This is a genomic window from Dysosmobacter segnis (assembly GCF_014297285.1).
In the GTDB taxonomy this organism is placed as follows: domain Bacteria; phylum Bacillota; class Clostridia; order Oscillospirales; family Oscillospiraceae; genus Oscillibacter; species Oscillibacter segnis.
On record NZ_JACOQI010000011.1, the window covers coordinates 62,597 to 78,485 of the forward strand.

Annotated in this window: 13 protein-coding genes; 6 read left to right on the forward strand and 7 right to left on the reverse strand. The window is 50.2% G+C overall.

The features are described from left to right. Positions 1-162: 162 nt before the first annotated feature. From spo0A to H8Z83_RS11730, 4 genes are all read right to left on the reverse strand, one after another. Positions 163-915, reverse strand: a complete 753-nt coding sequence (gene spo0A / locus H8Z83_RS11715; RefSeq protein WP_187015206.1) for a sporulation transcription factor Spo0A — start codon at positions 913-915, stop codon at positions 163-165. 207 nt (positions 916-1,122) lie between these two features. After that, a complete protein-coding gene (locus H8Z83_RS11720) occupies positions 1,123-1,491 on the reverse strand; it encodes a sigma-70 family RNA polymerase sigma factor (protein WP_187015207.1) in 369 nt (122 codons plus the stop codon). A 7-nt stretch (positions 1,492-1,498) separates the two neighbouring features. After that, positions 1,499-3,208, reverse strand: coding sequence for a recombinase family protein (locus tag H8Z83_RS11725; RefSeq protein ID WP_187015208.1), 1,710 nt, complete (start codon positions 3,206-3,208; stop codon positions 1,499-1,501). A gap of 366 nt (positions 3,209-3,574) precedes the next feature. Continuing rightward, a complete protein-coding gene (locus H8Z83_RS11730) occupies positions 3,575-5,359 on the reverse strand; it encodes a DUF6788 family protein (protein ID WP_187015209.1) in 1,785 nt (594 codons plus the stop codon). Between the two features lie 195 nt (positions 5,360-5,554). On the opposite strand from H8Z83_RS11730, the gene H8Z83_RS11735 reads away from it, so the two are divergent. Beyond that, complete coding sequence (locus tag H8Z83_RS11735; RefSeq protein WP_187015210.1) at positions 5,555-5,791, forward strand: hypothetical protein; 237 nt, start codon at positions 5,555-5,557, stop codon at positions 5,789-5,791. Between the two features lie 25 nt (positions 5,792-5,816). Here H8Z83_RS11735 and H8Z83_RS11740 read toward each other — a convergent pair whose 3' ends face one another. From H8Z83_RS11740 to H8Z83_RS11750, 3 genes are all read right to left on the reverse strand, one after another. Then, positions 5,817-6,596: a hypothetical protein gene (locus H8Z83_RS11740; protein WP_187015211.1), complete on the reverse strand. Its 780-nt coding sequence runs from the start codon at positions 6,594-6,596 to the stop codon at positions 5,817-5,819. Between the two features lie 172 nt (positions 6,597-6,768). Then, entirely contained in the window at positions 6,769-11,079 is a 4,311-nt protein-coding gene (locus tag H8Z83_RS11745) for an N-6 DNA methylase (protein ID WP_187015212.1), read from the reverse strand. A gap of 69 nt (positions 11,080-11,148) precedes the next feature. Further along, on the reverse strand, positions 11,149-12,426 hold the full coding sequence (locus tag H8Z83_RS11750; RefSeq protein WP_187015213.1) for an ATP-binding protein: 1,278 nt from the start codon (positions 12,424-12,426) through the stop codon (positions 11,149-11,151). 547 nt (positions 12,427-12,973) lie between these two features. On the opposite strand from H8Z83_RS11750, the gene H8Z83_RS11755 reads away from it, so the two are divergent. The 5 genes from H8Z83_RS11755 (at position 12,974) to H8Z83_RS11775 (ending at position 15,800) form a co-directional block, all read left to right on the forward strand. Further along, the gene (locus H8Z83_RS11755; protein WP_187015214.1) at positions 12,974-13,717 is read left to right on the forward strand and encodes a hypothetical protein; all 744 of its coding nucleotides are present in this window, start codon (positions 12,974-12,976) and stop codon (positions 13,715-13,717) included. Between the two features lie 480 nt (positions 13,718-14,197). Continuing rightward, a complete protein-coding gene (locus H8Z83_RS11760) occupies positions 14,198-14,464 on the forward strand; it encodes a hypothetical protein (protein WP_187015215.1) in 267 nt (88 codons plus the stop codon). Between the two features lie 3 nt (positions 14,465-14,467). After that, complete coding sequence (locus H8Z83_RS11765) at positions 14,468-14,797, forward strand: plasmid mobilization protein (protein ID WP_187015216.1); 330 nt, start codon at positions 14,468-14,470, stop codon at positions 14,795-14,797. Positions 14,798-15,025: 228 nt separating this feature from the next. Beyond that, a complete protein-coding gene (locus H8Z83_RS11770; RefSeq protein WP_187015217.1) occupies positions 15,026-15,412 on the forward strand; it encodes a replication initiator protein A in 387 nt (128 codons plus the stop codon). Further along, positions 15,399-15,800 carry a cysteine-rich VLP protein gene (locus tag H8Z83_RS11775; RefSeq protein ID WP_187015218.1) on the forward strand — a complete coding sequence of 134 codons (402 nt, stop codon included), beginning with the start codon at positions 15,399-15,401 and terminating at the stop codon, positions 15,798-15,800. Before H8Z83_RS11770 ends, H8Z83_RS11775 begins: the two co-directional genes overlap by 14 nt. Positions 15,801-15,889 lie beyond the last annotated feature (89 nt).

The following is a 15,889-nucleotide window of genomic DNA, read 5'->3' on the forward strand; positions in this document are numbered from 1 at the left end:
ACCTTTGGTTGTTATTTTTGGAGGAAGAAAAAACGAATTTGACGCGAAAACGTATACGTTTTCGTAAAATGAAACGAACACTCTGATGCTGTCGAATGAAAACGAACGCAAAAAAGGAGACAGGGCGAGCCTGTCTCCTTTTATATAGACTGTGAAAAGCTGTCAGGCTCTGAGAGCTTGATCATCCTCCAGAGTCAGCCGTTCTGCCAGCAGAGCAATGAATTCCGCATTGGAGGGCTTTCCACGCTGACTGCTGACGGTGCAGCCGAAGTATTTGGGGAGTGTCTCCGGCGAAGCCCGGTCCCAGGCGGTCTCTATGGCGCTGCGGATACATCGTTCTACTCGAAGGGCAGTGGTACCGTAACGCCGGGCGATCTCAGGATAGAGGATCTTGGTTACAGCCTTGTTCAGTACACTTGGATCGGCGGCGGTGATCAGGATCGCTTCCCGCAGATACTGGTAGCCGGAGATATTGGCAGGCATACCTGCATCATGAAGCATGTGGGTGACGCGGGCTTTCAGAGAGGGGCGGGTGGCTTTCGGCTTTTCCCAGAACAGGTTCCGCATCCGGTCCAACAGCGTGTCCATCCGAAAGGGTTTTGGCAGAAAATAGGCAGCGCCCAGCTCCGTTGCTTCCGCCAACGTCTGGTCGGAAACAAATGCGGAGGTCAGAATGGTCATGGGAGCGTAGCCAAGCTCCTGCAGCTCCCGCAGAGCGCTGAGACCGTCCAGCCCCGGCAGGATCACATCCATGATCAGAATATCCGGTTCCTGCTCCTGAACTTTTTCCAGAACTTCGTCACCGGTTTGAGCTACATCCACCCAAAATTCTCCTGTTTTTTCCATGGCTTCCCGCAGCAGAATGCGGAATTCCGTGCTGGTATCTGCCAGCAGCACCGTTCTGCGCTGTTCCATGTTCCCACAACTCCTTCCCAATAAGAATGTGCCCGCAGATATCACTGCGGGCATGATCTTGTGTGTATTGTCAAAATATCATAAAATTCCATGTTTTACAAGTTAAAAACTGGAAAACAGGCATAAAATATCCGCAAAGATTTTTGATGGATTGCTGAAAGTCCGCAATTTTTCCGGATGCGTCTCCGAAACTGGCCTGCGGTCCTGCTATTGACCGGCTCCGCTGCCCACAGGCTTTTCCAGTTCTGCCCGCAGCTTTTCCAATGCCCGCTTCTCAATACGCGATACATAGCTCCGGGAAATGCCGAATGTGGAGGCGATCTCCCGTTGGGTCAGGGGGACGGTGCCGCCAAGACCGTACCGCAGACGGATGACCTCTGATTCCCGCTGGGTCAGGCACTCCTTCACCAACCGCCGCAGGCGGAGGGCGCTGTCCCGGTCATAGAGGTCCTCCAGCATGGTGTCATCTACACCGATGACGTCCATTAGCTGTAGGGCATTGCCCTCCCGATCTGATTCGATGGTCTCCGACAGGGATACTTCTCCCTGCAATTTTTTCTGAGACCGGAAATACATTAAAATCTCATTCGCTATCCTCTCCTAACGGATACATAGGATGCTCTATGGGCGGCAAATCAACCTCTCCGTCTACCGTAAAAACGTAAACGTGGGCATTTTCTCCATCCCAGACCAGCTTTTTGACGATAGTGCGCAGAAGGCGGCGTTTTTCCTCCAGCGTGGCAGAATCCACCGCGCTGGCAAACGACTCGATCATTTCCTGATGGAAGGCAAACTCCTCATGGAGCATCCGGCTCTGCTCGGCGAGGGTTTCCAGCTCGGCAAGGCGCAGCTGCTGTGTCTCGCTCTCCTGATGGAGTGCGTCGATCTGCTCCATGACGTACTTCGCAGAGGTGTCGCTGGCAACGGACAGGGAGTCCACCAGCCGTTTGATGCGCTCTTCCGTCTCGGCATGCTTTTCCCGGAGCAGCGCAAGCTCTGCATCGTAACCCTCCTTGCTGCCGCTGATGACCTTCTTGGTCTGCGCCAGCAGCCGGGTAAGGGTCTCCTTGTCGGCGGATAGCTTGCGGATCTCTTCAATGATCTTGGCATCCAGTGTGTTGCCGTTGCAGTTTTTCATAGAGCAGACCGTACCGTGGCTGCGCTCCTTGGTGGAGCACATGTAGGTGTAGATCAGCTCACCGTCCGCTGTGCGGCGGTTGGTCAGCTTCGGGCGCATGTAATCGCCGCATTCGCCGCACCGTAAAAGGCCGGACAGCAGCGCCACATTGCTGCGGGGTCTGCGGTAGCTCTTGGATTTGTTGACATCCAACATAGCCTGCACCCGCACCCAATCGCTGCCTGCGATGATGCCCGGATGCTTGCCCACCGCCACGATCCATTCCTCCATCGGGCGGATCTGGTTTGCCTTGCCGGGGCGCTGGAGCGTGCGGTTGTACGCCATGACACCGTGCTCGCCGTCGAATTCCGAACGCTCGGCAAACAGGTCAACATTGTTTTCTTTCAGATACTGATACGCTGTCTCGTCGGCAATCATATAGACCGGGTTGGTGAGAATGGCCCGGATGGCAAAGCGGGTGAACTGCTTGCCACGCTTCGTGACACAGCGATGCTCCAACAGATACTGATCGGTCTTGCTGAGAGAGCCGGTTTCCATGAACACCTCGAAGATCGTCTTGACCAGCTGGATTTCCTCCGGAATGGGTTTGAGCTTGCAGGCCTTCTTCACCTTGCCGTCCACCGTCACGCTGGACAGGCTTTCCGAGGCGTAGCCCGTGGGTGTTGTGCCGCCCAGCCAGCGTCCGGTCTTGGACAGCTCGTGCATGTTGTCCCGGATGCGCTCAGCGATGGTCTCCCGCTCCAGCTGGGAGAACACGGACGCAATGTACATCATGGCGCGTCCCATGGGCGAAGACGTGTCGAACTGCTCGCGGATGGAGATGAAGTCGATGTGCCGGTCACCCAAATCCTCGATGAGCTTGGCAAAGTCGCCGATGTTGCGGCTGATGCGGTCGAGGCGGTAGACCACGATGGCGGCAAAGGCGATCTTCTGGGAGTCCTTCATCATTTTCTTGAACTGCGGGCGCTCCAGATTGCCGCCGGAAAAGCCCTCGTCCTCGTAGACCAGCACGTTTTCCGCCGCTTCCTCGCCAAAGTGCATGGCGATGTACTGGCGGCAAAGCTCGATCTGGTTCTCGATGCTCTCGCCCTTGCCGGTGAATTTGGACTTACGGGAGTAGATGACATATTGCTTCGGCGTATCTTTCGTTTTCATGGCGGCACCTCGCGTTATTCGTTAGGTTGGTAGATATATTATAACGGATCGGAATCCATTTGAAAAGGTACCCAAGGGAAGAATCTGAAAATTTCTGCGGATAGGCAGAGGTTTTCGCGCGCTGATCGTGCCAGTTCGGAGGGCATCACTCATGTGAACCGAGAAAATGATTGATGGAATGAGTGATGCATGCTATTTAGGACATTATTGTTTTCGTCATCGACTGCATTCGTACAGTCCCGCCGCACGATTTTTGCGCATTTCTACTTGTCATACGTCAAGTTTATTTTGCGTCACAGCTTGTCATATGACAAGCTGCATCATAAAAACCGCCGCCCCGAACAGAAAATTGGGGCGGCGGTTTTATCATGCAAGGCTTCTCAGATATTCTTCTACGTTCTGATACTGAATGCCGTCTATCACTTGGCTTTCCCCGCGATAGAGGACGAACTTTCCGGTGATCGGGCCGTAGCGGTGCTCGGTCTGGGCGCATTTTTGTTCGTCGATCAGATGGCGGTACTGCTGTGGAGCGGCTTCTTCGCTGTGCTTGATCTCGAAAATCCGGCAGGAGCCCGCCTCCGGGTCAAACACCACCATGTCAAATTCGCCCACGGGGAATTGCAGGACAAATACCTGCTTCTTGGGGTTTGCCAGCTTGGTTTCCAGCAGGACAATGTCCTCCAGCATCCGCCCTTTGATCTCGGTCAGGATGCGCTGCTGCACGGCGGTGCGCTCCGCAAGAGACAGGGCACTGAACGTTTCATCCAACAGCAAACTGCGAATCAGCGCGTCCGCCTGCGCATAGCGGAGACCTGGCTGTGCGATCACCGTGCGTCCGGACTTCGTGCTGACATCCGGCAGGTGCAGCATGTCGATCTCCCGCGTCAGGTCCAGCAAATCCAGGTATTCTTTGATCTCCGCCGCATGAACATCGTCCAGTTTTACGGTCTGTTCTGCCTTGTTGCGGATCTCCAGCAGCTTCCGCAGGCTGTCGGTGACAAGCGCAAGGTCGATGCGGTCGAGGATGTCCGTCGGGTTCTTCCGATCCCGGCGCAGGTTGCTGGCGGAAATGCCAAGGTCGTGGGACTTCCAATCCTGCGACAGCACCTCCAGCGTGAAGCGGTGGTTGATGTCCTCCACCACCCGGTTGATGGCGCTGGTCAGCTCGCCCTTCTCGTATAAATCCCGCAGATGGCGAAAATGTCCCTCGTACTGATAGCAACGCAGGGAGTGCTGGATGTTGCGGGCAATGGCGGTGTCCACGTATTCGTCGGTGCTTTCCTTGCTGGCAAAGGTAGAGGTCTCGTTGTAGTGGACGCCGCCGAGACTCATGGTGCCGCCGTAGCGGATATACTCATTGATGCCGTGAACGCCGAGGACGGATTCAAACTCGCGGTAAGGGATGAATGTGGTGTGCAGCAGAATGCAGCGGTCGTAAAGCTGCTCATCCTCGGTGAAGAGGAAGCCCAGCGAGTCCGTGCCGGAGAGCACGATCTTCATGCCGCAGGCCGCAAACACGTCAGAGAACAGCGCTGCGCCCTCAATGAAATCCTCCATCAGCGTCACTTCATCGAGGAACACATAGCGAAAGCCCTGCGCTTCCAGCAGCTTGAGGTCGCGGTTCACATCTGCCAGCGTGTCTTTTGCGGTAATCTGAATGAATGCTGCCTTGGCAAGCTCCGTGTCGCTCATCTCCGCGAAAATCTGGCGGATCATGGTGGTCTTCCCCGTCCGGCGCAGGCCGTAGAGAATGAACACCTTGTTCTGCGGCTCGCCGTAAACAAAGTCGTGCAGCTGCCGGAAGCACTCGCGCCTGCGATAGCCGCGAACAGACGCCGCAAAGGAACGCAGCGCCTCGCCGGTGCGGACATTGGTAGTAAACGCAGAAGGGTTCGCAGATTTCGCCTTGGGCAGCTGCTTTTTCAGCGCTTTCAGCTCCTGTTCCAGTTCCTTCCGCCGCTCGATCTGAGCACGGAAATTCTCCAATTCGTCAGCAGGAATATACTTCTCCCGCCGCTTCTTGTTCTCCGTCCAACGGTGGTAAAAATACTCCATGCCGTTGACGGTTTTCTTCGTAATGGAACCGGCAGGCAAATTTGATATCTGCTGTTCCAACTCCGCCACGCGGGTTTGCATCTCAGATAAGTCCATAGCGCACCTCCTGTGAGATACTATTCTATGCAGAATTATACCCCGTTATACCCAAGAAATCAAGGGTATAATGGGGTATAGCAGAATTATTACTCAGGGTCACAACAGCGCAGATATCATGAGAATGTGTTGCCACAAGTTGCTCGACTTTTGTTAGGAAATACGGTGCTATGGAATTCAAAGAAACCGGAGATTATGAATAAGAAGCAGATGCAAATTGCCAGCCAAATCAGTAAGCGGAAAGCACTCCATCCACCGTGCGCCAAGGACGAGAAGAAGCTTCAACGCTACTACGAGGGCAAGATAGCCGTGCTGCCGGACGTGTTCGATGTGACCACCGCTGTGGACTTTACCGGCTATAACCACCGCACCGTCTGCCAATGGATTCGAGTGGGAAAGCGTCAGCCTCTTTTTGCTGAAAATTATAATTAAATAATGGTAATTTGTGGAGACCAGCCTAGCAAAAATGCTTGACAAGGATGCTTTGAAGTCGTTGGCTGTCCGATAATGCTATTTCTCCATCATTCAATGCATCTGCTATGGCAACTCGTACGCATCCTTTGACCTTCTCATTTTTTGCAATCTGCTCCAATGTATGTGGGTAAAGGTTTAGCAGCCACGAAACATCAAATTTATTGAAATCAAATTTTGTGTATTCACAATAGAAGTCAAACGCCTCACTATTGCCGAGGAACTCCTGGAAGTCCTTTGCTTTGAGAACATTGAGAAGACACCAATAACCGACCTGATCTAATTCTTCATATGGTTGTTTAGTTGGATATACGACTACGCCATTGTTATTTTTATTTTTAGCCGCATCTATTCTTTGCTTAAGGTATACCTTCAGTTGCGTTTTAGCTGCTTTACTAATACGCGCATCACATTGCACAAGCATTTTAAACAAATCAAAGCTAAAATTCATTTGTATTAGTTTGTTAGCCCATGTGATAAGTTTTTTCTGTTGATTCTTTGAAACATATCCGCAGTAGTGCTGAGTTATCTGATAATACATCTGGGACAGATTATTATTTATAATCTGCGAGATTCTCATAGACAGTCTTCGCGAATAGTATTTCTCCTCTGGTGCAGAAATGTAATGGACAAGATTGCAATAATTGATACCCGTGCTTGCTGAGAACAACTCAAACCTCTCGCCCTTTTTTAAGGCAGCAATATGTTTATCCAAATACGAAATCAGAGTATTCTCTACGATTTTGCTCGTTGTTTTGCTGTACATTTTCCTGTGCACCAGTTGGCGATCAAGGAATAGGACCTTATCATTTATCAGTATTTCCCGAAACTCTTGTGCAAGGATGAAGCCGCATATCTTATCAACCAAACCCTGTGAAATGCTAACATATCTGAGTAATGCGAGACAATTCTTGATTTGCGTTTGTAATCCAATAACATCAATGTTGTGTTGATCCAGACTCAATCGCTTTTTGAAGCTTTTGTCCGTCAGTAAAAGCCTCATACGAATATTTATATAGCATATTCGCACTATGAATATCTCTGAGGTTGTCATATATATTTCGGAATTCTACCGGAAGGCGTCTAAACAAGTTTTCAGCCTCTGAGTCATTTGGAGACAATGCTTCGACAGCATCAAGATCATAGCAGCGATACCATGTATTTACATTCTTGATTACTTTCCGTAGGCTGATGCAGTTGGACTCCGCAAAATAGTACAGCAGATAGTCCGAATCCTTAAAAGCTTGCTTTGCGATCTCAGAAAAGTGAAAGAACGCTTCGTCATAACGCCTTAGCCGAGATAGATAAAATGCTTTTTTATAGTTTTTATCCAGTGATTTATATGTCTTTTCTGAAAATGCGTGCATAGCAGAATAATCGAACAGAATACAATTCTTATCTGCAAACGGCACCTCGCCAGCAACAAAACGCCTGTATTTGTGACCATCTTCTACCTCAAGTATTCTCGCTTTTCTGAAGACATTGAGAATGCAATGGTATTTTCCCAATACATCTTTTGTAAGGTTATTCTGTTGAGAATCTGGCATTAGATTAATGGCAAAGAATCTCTTTAACAAAAGATCGTCCCTTTGAGATAAGCCAATAACTCCGTCGTCGCGTATTCTGATATATGGATACAGTCGTTTTGAAACGTCCTCGATTCGAAGGGCATTCAAACGGTCTAACGGTTGAAGCAAATTATACAGGATCTCAAATGCTTCGTCCTCTGATTTCCCCTCCAATGACAACTTAGATTGATTCTTTAGTGCAGCAAAGATCGCATTGTAGCGATCTAAATAATCGTCGGTTGAAGTAATGAGTTTATTCCATTCGACAACTGTGAGCCCCTTCGACTGCTGATAAATAAGCTCAGTATCTGTAAGGGCTGAGCTGCCAACATAAAGGAAGATAGGCTCTCGGAAGCTACCCTTAAGTAGCGTTTTCGTCCAGTTAAGAATCAGTTTAAGCTCTTTGCCCAAAACCCGCTTACCAATAGCAATGCTGAATTTTTCTGTATCAGACAGGCTCAGCCTGTCCCCGCTGGCTGATACAGCAGCATCCAGCTTTGCAAACAGATCCGCTATCTTCTGCCTGTAGGTCTCAATGCTCCTGCGGGCGATATTGTATTCCTCGTCGATTTCAGCGCATGCGTCTACAATCTTCTGCTGAACGGGAATAGGCGGAGTGGGGATCTTAATGTTTTTTATGGTTTCAATAGACAACTCGACTTGTCCGCTTGAACCATCTGCCATCTTCTCAAGCGTTTTGAATCCGACAACTGACGACAGCACCAATAATACAAAAGCGGGTAATACTTCGCTGTTGGGGCGGAATATTGTGATGTGGCTGTCTGCCGCATAATCGCCGTCCAACTCAAAAAGGGTTACGCGGCCTGCCGTTCCAACACCTGTCGAATTGATCAATATATCTCCCTTTTGAAGCTTTCGCTCATCAAGCTCGGTATTCTCAGCAAGATAATATTTCGTTGAAAAGTCAAAATCCAGATACCCACGTGCCTGACCGGATTTAATGATTTGTACTTTCGAATCGCCGTATGTCGGTGACTTTCCGCGCTTTAATAGCACCTGTAATTCATCGATCGTTTTCAGAGGATATTTGCTTTCAATAACAATCTTCTTGTTGACACTCACCCTGATAGATTTATTGAAGCTGACCCTGGAATAATCCAACATGTCTTTTGTGGCAGCAACGGCTCCGTAAACACGCTGGTCCTCACTAAACTGCGGAACGGCTCCTTCAAAGGATGCCTTGACTGCATTTGCAAGGGTTCCTTCCGCCGCGCGATCCGCATCATCATACATCTTGCCACCTGGTGTGATGATTTGAATGCCCTCGTTGCCTTTGCGGTTTGACCAGTCATATCCAAGGAATTCTTTCTGTGCCTTGTTATCTGCCGGAGCCGTAATGATCACAGTTGTCTGCTGATACACCAGCGAGAAATAAAACAGCTTTTCCCGCTCAATGGAGTAAGCGTACGAATACAATTTTTCCAGATACACGGCTGCCTGCTCGTCAGCACTTTTCTGCTGATATGCTTTTGTTTTCAGCAGGTTCTTCGCATCTGCGGAATCGGCAAACGCCGTCACATACATTTTGAAGTATTTGGATCCTTCCAGGTCTGCAACGGAAAGGGATTTATTCAAGAAGGCTCTGTACTCATTCTCACCGACATCAATCTGTGTAAGATATGCCTCGAAAATGTCCTTATCTTTCCATTCAGCAAGCTCTGCACCGCTGAAAACCGCATCCACCGAATCTGCTGACAGGTCAATCTGTTTCGGCGGTTCATTGAATTTTTCCAGAAACATCACAACGGTATTGGTCCCGGTCGCGCCAAAGGTTTTGGAACCAAAGGCGGCAATTCCTCGGATATAGAAATTCTGCAAAAGCTGCTCCCTGGCTCCGGTGTAGCTTGCGCTGTCATTCGAGAGAATAGAACTCGGCAGGATCACCGCCGCGACTCCCTGCGGCTTTAGCAGCTGCGCAATTCGCTCTACAAACAGTGTTTCGATCTCTCCGCCGTTCATACCAATTCGGTCAAGAAGGGTAAAGCTGTTATTCTTAAGTTGTAAATGCTGCTTAAAATCTTTTACTGCATATGGCGGATTAGCCACCAGAATATCAAAAGTGCCGTTCTCGACCCCCTTATCAGGTGCATTTTCCAACCCGTCGCCGAAAATAATGTTGCCCTCTCCCGCGCCGTTCATAAACAGGGATATTTTTGCAACGCGGGCAAGACGATAGTCTTTTTCGATTCCGTAAATGTGATCCCTGGCCCATGCGTTATTTCCATCTGACTGCACGAAATAATTGATCGCTTCGATAGCTTCAGTCAAAAAGTGTCCAGCTCCACAGGCGTAGTCAATGACCTTTGGATAAATGTTTCCTCTATCAGACTTTACCATCCGGTCAACAGGAAGACTATCCCAAATGAAACGGGTTATCGGCATTGGCGTAAAGAATTGTCCTTCATTTTGCTTGAACCCCTTGTTCAGCAGCTGTTCAAAGAGATCGCCCAGGAATTGATGCTTGGACGGATAGACAATTCTGTATTTCTCAAACAACTGCACCATCTCAACGAGGATCTTCCCGTTTTGATAGAATAGTTCTTCATTGTGGACATCTTTGAAGGTAAAATCATTATTCGAATAGAATTTCAAAATACGGATCGTGTTCTGAAGATCCTCAATCGCCTGTTTGCGTTTGGAACCGGTATATGTCGAAAATAGCCGTTCTGGATAATCAGCAGAAATGTAAAAAGTTTTCTCGCGCATGAATTTCTTCATACCGTCTCGATGGAGCCGCTGGAGTCGATCTTGCAGAGTCTCGTATGTATCCGTTCCTTGCTTATACTGGAATTCTACTTCGTCGTCTTCACTCTTTGTGCTTTCATCGACAAGCTTACAAATAAACAGCGCAACAAGTCTGTTGAAAGCATTTTCCTTGTCACTCACATTATTGTGCCGCAGGATTTCTTCAAATTTGTTGACAATCTTATCATCTGGTGTGAAATCGCGAAGGTCCTTTTTCCGAAGCGGTTTTACCCCAATTTGATAGGCAACGGAATCTTCGGAGAAGATCAGATCGTCATGGATCTGACTTCCATAGGTTTCTTTCCATGCTTCATACTTGGCTGATGTGGTATGCGCATCCCGATAGAGCTTTATAGACTTATCCTTTTTTGAAAGCAGGATGATATTTGCATCGTCGGAACAGTCAATCGTAGGTGCTTTATATGCAATACAGCCACTCCTCAAATCAGAGGCATACAAAACCAGCCATTTGCAAGACTGCTCTTGCTGCCAATAGGAGAACAACTGCGCTCCGTCGCTTTTTGTATTATTAAGCGCTTTGTCGTACTCTCTGCCCCAGGTTTTGCACTCGATAATAAAAAGCATATTTCCGTTTGTATCACTTACGCAAATATCGGCGCGTCCGCCTTTGGCGTCGTGCCCAAGATGCCACTCTTTTTCCAGCTCTATATGTTCCGGACGATATCCTTTTGACAAAAGACGGCATACGCATTCAAATACAACGAAGTTCTCTTTCTGATCAAAACCATCGTTGCGCTCTCTGCCCTTTATTTCATTTGGATAAATCAGTCTTTTTGCTTGGAAATCTACTTTCAGGCTGCACCCAATCTCAGAAAATACCTTTTCATATATATCGCCATATGCAACAAATCCCAGAGTTTTTAAGGTGTCTTTCAAATTTGAAACATCTATCATAATCATCTGCTCCTTGCTCGTTCTATAATCCAAGGTACCGAAACACTATCGGCATTATTATAGGCTCCCCTAATTCTTCAGTGCTGTGATGGGCACCACATACACGCCATCCTCGCGCTGGTAGGCATAGGGGGAGGTGCCGGTCAAAACCATTAGGAAGGAGGGTTCTTTCATTTTTGTCGTGTCGATCTTACCAGCGACAATCTTCAGCGTATGCGCACCTTCCTCAATAAGCCTGTCTCCGCCGAGCTTGACCTCTACAAGGCCATAGCTTCCGTTGCGCAGGTGGATAACGGCGTCGCACTCCAAGCCCTCTTTGGTGCGGAAATGATACACGCTGCCGTCCAGTGCTTCCGCGTAGACGCGCAGATCGCGGATGCAAAGCGTTTCAAAGAACAGACCGCAGGTCTCCAGGTCGTTCAGCAGATCACCTGGGCCAATGCCCAGCGCTGCAGTGGCGATAGAAGGATCGACAAAATAGCGTGTGTCGGATGTACGGATCGCTGTCTTGGAGCGAAGATTCGGACTCCAGGCAGGGCAATCCTCTATCACAAAGATCTTTTTCAGCGCATTCGTATAGGATACGACGGTATCCTTACTCAGCTCCATATCGTCACTGACATTAATATCCTCGCAGATCGTGGTGTTCGGTGCCTGTGTTCCCTGATGACGCGCAAGAGAACGCATCAAGAGCCGTGCGCGGGTCTCATTGCGGGAAACGCCGTCCACTCGGCTGATATCGGACTTCACAACTGCATCCAGGTAGTCAAAGGCTTGTACCAGTGCATCGTCGCCATCCAGGAAGGTCGCTTGGGGCCAGCCGCCGCGACAGATGAGAAATGCAATATCCTCCAGTGTAGACTTGTTTTCCGCAAAGATTGGTTTATCATCGGGGGAAAACAACGCACCGAGACTGACTGCGCCGGAGGACTCACCGGACTCATACAGGCTCATGGGCCGCATCTTGATCCACGCAAAGCGGCCGGTACCCGTATGATGCACCTGCTCCATCTCCGCAGGCACAGCGGAACCGGTCAACAGGAAGTGTCCGAAGCCGTCCCGGTGATCCACTTCAAACCGCATAGCATCCCACAGCTTGGGAGCCATTTGCCATTCGTCGATCAGGCGCGGCGTCTCACCCTGGAGGAGGGAACGAGGGCTGATATCCGCCAACTGGAGGTTTTGCTTTACCCGATCCGGGTCGCTCATATACAAAATACTGGAGGCGTGCTGTTCGCAGGTGGTTGTTTTTCCACACCATTTTGCTCCTTCCACAAGGATCGCGCCTTTGTTTCTCAGGCGATTTGCAATAGTCAAGTCAATCACTCTCGGCTTATAACTTGCCATATAGAGTCCCTCCACGCTATAGAATGACTGTATTATAGCAGATCAGCGCGTCCAATTCAAGTAAATCCTGCGATTTGGCGAAAATGTTTTCTGTGATACGGCAATATAATAACCATCGCATCGATGATGATTCGTTCCTCACATCGGCGCTATTAAGCTTGCAAATTGTTTTTCGCACGTTAACCTTTTCTTTCGGGTTACGCTACCATATGGGTGATGATAGAAGCCAACATGGCGAACGCGAAAGGAGGCACGATATGTACAACAGGTTTACGGAAAAGCGCAGGCGGTATCCGTGCAGTGCGGGGACTGTATCTACGCTGGGATGCTTCTTGAGCCGCCTCTCAAGGGGCTTTTCTGCGCAGTTCGACATATATTTCCAATCAGGAATAAGGGCTTGGGATTATCCCAAAATCGCCGCGTGTCCGGACAGCGGCTGTGCTTGCTAATCTACCAAATCCCAGTTTTCTCCGTTCCAACGCCGCTCTTTCTCTCCGCCGAAATCTGTGCTATACTGTAAGAAAATCAGCGGAAGGAGGGCTTTCTTATGGCACTCAAACGGGTATTTGCCGGGTTTTACACGCGGTACGACGGAAAGCCCATCTTCGTTGTTCGGGTGCTCAAGGACATCGACACCGGCGAGTCCATCGTGGTCTGCAAGGATGCCAGCTTTTCCAAAGAAGACAACGAGCATTACTACCTCATTCGGTACACGTCCTTCTGCGAACAGGTCGAGGTGGATGGTGTGCTGCGGGATAAATACGTCCGTCAAACCCGGCGCGAGATCGACGAAGGCACCGTCCGCGAAGTGTATGAGGACGGCTTTCCGGAGCCCAAAAGCAAGCCCTTCACTTATGTTGATGACGAGTACGCGGAGCGCGCCATCCGTTGCAGCAGAACCTACTATGAATACGCCAAGGACATCTGTGAAAACTACCGGATGGATCTGCGGCGATACAAACTCATCCGGGAACGGAAGCAGTACATCGGCGTATCCAACCGCGAGGCATATCAGGCCATGTGTGAGGATCTCGCGTTTGCCCAGCAGTCGCTCAAAACGGTGCTCAACGACTACGCCAATCTCTTCCGGAAACGCTTTTCCGAGGGGCTGTCCATCCGCAAAGCAGCAGATGCCATGCAGCAGAATCGCGGCGTGATCGAGCGTCGGCAGGCCGCACTCTATCGGGCGTTCGCCCAGCTTTTGCAGCAGCGGGATGAGGCAGACGGTGTCTATCGGCTGATGCAAAAAACTGAATACAATCAAAGGGATATAGAGGATTTGCTCGAATAATTGATGCAAATCTAAGCGCTTGTCGTAGTGGCAGGCGCTTCTTTTTTTTGCCCTTGTTATGACAGAACCGTGACAGGCCGCATCATTTTGTCCGTTGGAAAGTAGAAAGGGCAATTTGAAGCAGAACACAGGGCTTGTCTCTCCGTCTCCGAAACTTTTTTGAGAAATCTGGGACAAAACCGATCTCTGATTCACTTAGCTAAGTAGAGGGAGGATCAGAGGCAAGAAAAGTTTTTTGAAAAGGGGGTGCCAAGTTTTTGAGGAAAAATGTCCGTTGTAAAGTAGAGAGGAAAACGTCTGTGAGACAAAATCGTGACACTCTGATTTATTTTGCCCGTTGGTTATATAGAAGGGGAAAATAATTTTCTCTCGACCCCTGTTTTTCTCTTGAAAATTGTCCGTTGTAAAGTGAAAGGCAAACAGCTTCGCTTCCAAGCCGCCCTTCAAACAAAGTTTTTCAAAATTGAAAGGAGAAACATTATGATCACTTACCACAACCGTACCCACATGACCGCTGTCCCCACAGAACTGCTGCAAGACACGCACCTTTCTGTTGAGGCAAAAGGCTTCGCCGCAATCCTCTACGCCCTTGGCGATGAAGGCGTTGAGCTGTCGGAACTGGCCTGTCAGCTGAACATGCCGGAGGAAAGGATTTCCGTTGTTTTAACAGAACTTGCCGACACGGATTACCTGCAAATCCAGAAGGAAGGCGATGATGAGTTCTGTCTGGAACTGAGGGGGAAGTAATACATGCCAGATCGCACGCGACCCATCCGCAAGGAAATCTGCCTGAACGAGCAGGAACTGAATCTCATCCAGCACAAAATGCGCCAGTTGAGGACGCACAACTTCGGCGCTTACGCCCGGAAGATGCTAATCGACGGGTACATCATCAAGGTGGATTACACCGAGCAGAAAAGGTTAGCTGCCGCCGTCAGCCACGTCGCCTCGAACATCAACCAGATTTGCCGCCGTATCAACAGCACCGGGCACGTTTATGAAGATGACGTTGTCGAGCTGAAAGCGCGGCAGGCCGAGATCTGGGAGCTGCTGAAAGTACGGCAAAAGGACGAGCTTTGACCACAACGGGCTTTTCCATGTGTGGGTTTTCCGTCACCGGTTTTTCAGACGGTGGACAAGCTGACGCTCCGGAGCGTTCCGCAACCGGATTTCAGGACGACGGTTTTCGTGCCCTCCATCGGGGCCGAAATTCATCCTCTAACTAATAAGAAATAAATCAACTCTCAAAAGAATCAATCTATCAATCCAATCAATACACCTGATGGGATGGATGGGATAGGAGGTCAGATGAAAACCTTTTGCAAGCTCACGGCGCAGAGCCCGGCGGCGTCCTATGTACCGCTTCCGAGGTTCCTTCTCCAAGACGAAGCCCTGCGGGACATCAGCAACGACGCGAAGGTGCTCTATGCGCTGCTGCTGGATAGAGCCAGCATCTCCCGGCAGAACGGCTACGTCGAGCCGGACGGCACGATTCGGCTGTACTTCACCTTGGAGCAGGCGCAAACCAAGCTCCACCGCAGCCGCCAGAGCGCCACGCGGATCTTCCGGGAACTGGAGTACAGCGGCCTGATTGTTCGGCGCAAGCAGGGCTTGGGCAAGCCCGCCCTCATTACGCTGAACTACCCAGCGGATGCAAAGCTCATCGCAAAGGAGGGTGAAGATGTACAAGCTTGACCCCATCGAACGGCTGCCGGACGGCTCGCTCTTTCGCCTGACGCCGGGGCAGCTCCGCAGCGTGCGCGGCCTTACAAAGCGCTGCTGCAACTTTTCGGGCGGCGACTGTCTGCTGTTGGACGGCGCTTGCCCGCAGTACATCTCCCGCAGCCTGCTTTGCCGGTGGTTTCGCCGCGCCGTGCTGCCCCAGCAGCCAAAGCTGGAACAGGCCATCCTCAGCCCCAAGAAGCTGCGCCGCTGCGAAGTCTGCGGCACGGGCATCCTCGCCCGCTCCGGCAGGACAAAATACTGCCCCGCCTGCGCCAAGGAGGTTCACCGCCAGCAGAAGGCGAAATCCGCCCGCAAACGGCGCTCGGGCGTAGACAATTTGAGGGCGAAAAGCCCTTGAATTACAAGCCTTCCCGCACCGCCAAAGCCACGCGGCAATACGATTTCCCTCGCGTCCGCGAAATCGAGTTCTATTTGTCTACATAAGCG

Excerpts from the sequence above, each read along its gene's own strand:
- H8Z83_RS11725 (WP_187015208.1), bottom strand. The coding sequence starts at position 3,208 with ATGAAAACGAAAGATACGCCGAAGCAATATGTCATCTACTCCCGTAAG.
- H8Z83_RS11765 (WP_187015216.1), top strand. The coding sequence starts at position 14,468 with ATGCCAGATCGCACGCGACCCATCCGCAAGGAAATCTGCCTGAACGAG.
- H8Z83_RS11735 (WP_187015210.1), top strand. The coding sequence starts at position 5,555 with ATGAATAAGAAGCAGATGCAAATTGCCAGCCAAATCAGTAAGCGGAAA.
- H8Z83_RS11740 (WP_187015211.1), bottom strand. The coding sequence starts at position 6,596 with ATGTACAGCAAAACAACGAGCAAAATCGTAGAGAATACTCTGATTTCG.
- spo0A (WP_187015206.1), bottom strand. The coding sequence starts at position 915 with ATGGAACAGCGCAGAACGGTGCTGCTGGCAGATACCAGCACGGAATTC.
- H8Z83_RS11775 (WP_187015218.1), top strand. The coding sequence starts at position 15,399 with ATGTACAAGCTTGACCCCATCGAACGGCTGCCGGACGGCTCGCTCTTT.
- H8Z83_RS11755 (WP_187015214.1), top strand. The coding sequence starts at position 12,974 with ATGGCACTCAAACGGGTATTTGCCGGGTTTTACACGCGGTACGACGGA.
- H8Z83_RS11770 (WP_187015217.1), top strand. The coding sequence starts at position 15,026 with ATGAAAACCTTTTGCAAGCTCACGGCGCAGAGCCCGGCGGCGTCCTAT.
- H8Z83_RS11745 (WP_187015212.1), bottom strand. The coding sequence starts at position 11,079 with ATGATAGATGTTTCAAATTTGAAAGACACCTTAAAAACTCTGGGATTT.
- H8Z83_RS11760 (WP_187015215.1), top strand. The coding sequence starts at position 14,198 with ATGATCACTTACCACAACCGTACCCACATGACCGCTGTCCCCACAGAA.
- H8Z83_RS11720 (WP_187015207.1), bottom strand. The coding sequence starts at position 1,491 with ATGTATTTCCGGTCTCAGAAAAAATTGCAGGGAGAAGTATCCCTGTCG.
- H8Z83_RS11750 (WP_187015213.1), bottom strand. The coding sequence starts at position 12,426 with ATGGCAAGTTATAAGCCGAGAGTGATTGACTTGACTATTGCAAATCGC.
- H8Z83_RS11730 (WP_187015209.1), bottom strand. The coding sequence starts at position 5,359 with ATGGACTTATCTGAGATGCAAACCCGCGTGGCGGAGTTGGAACAGCAG.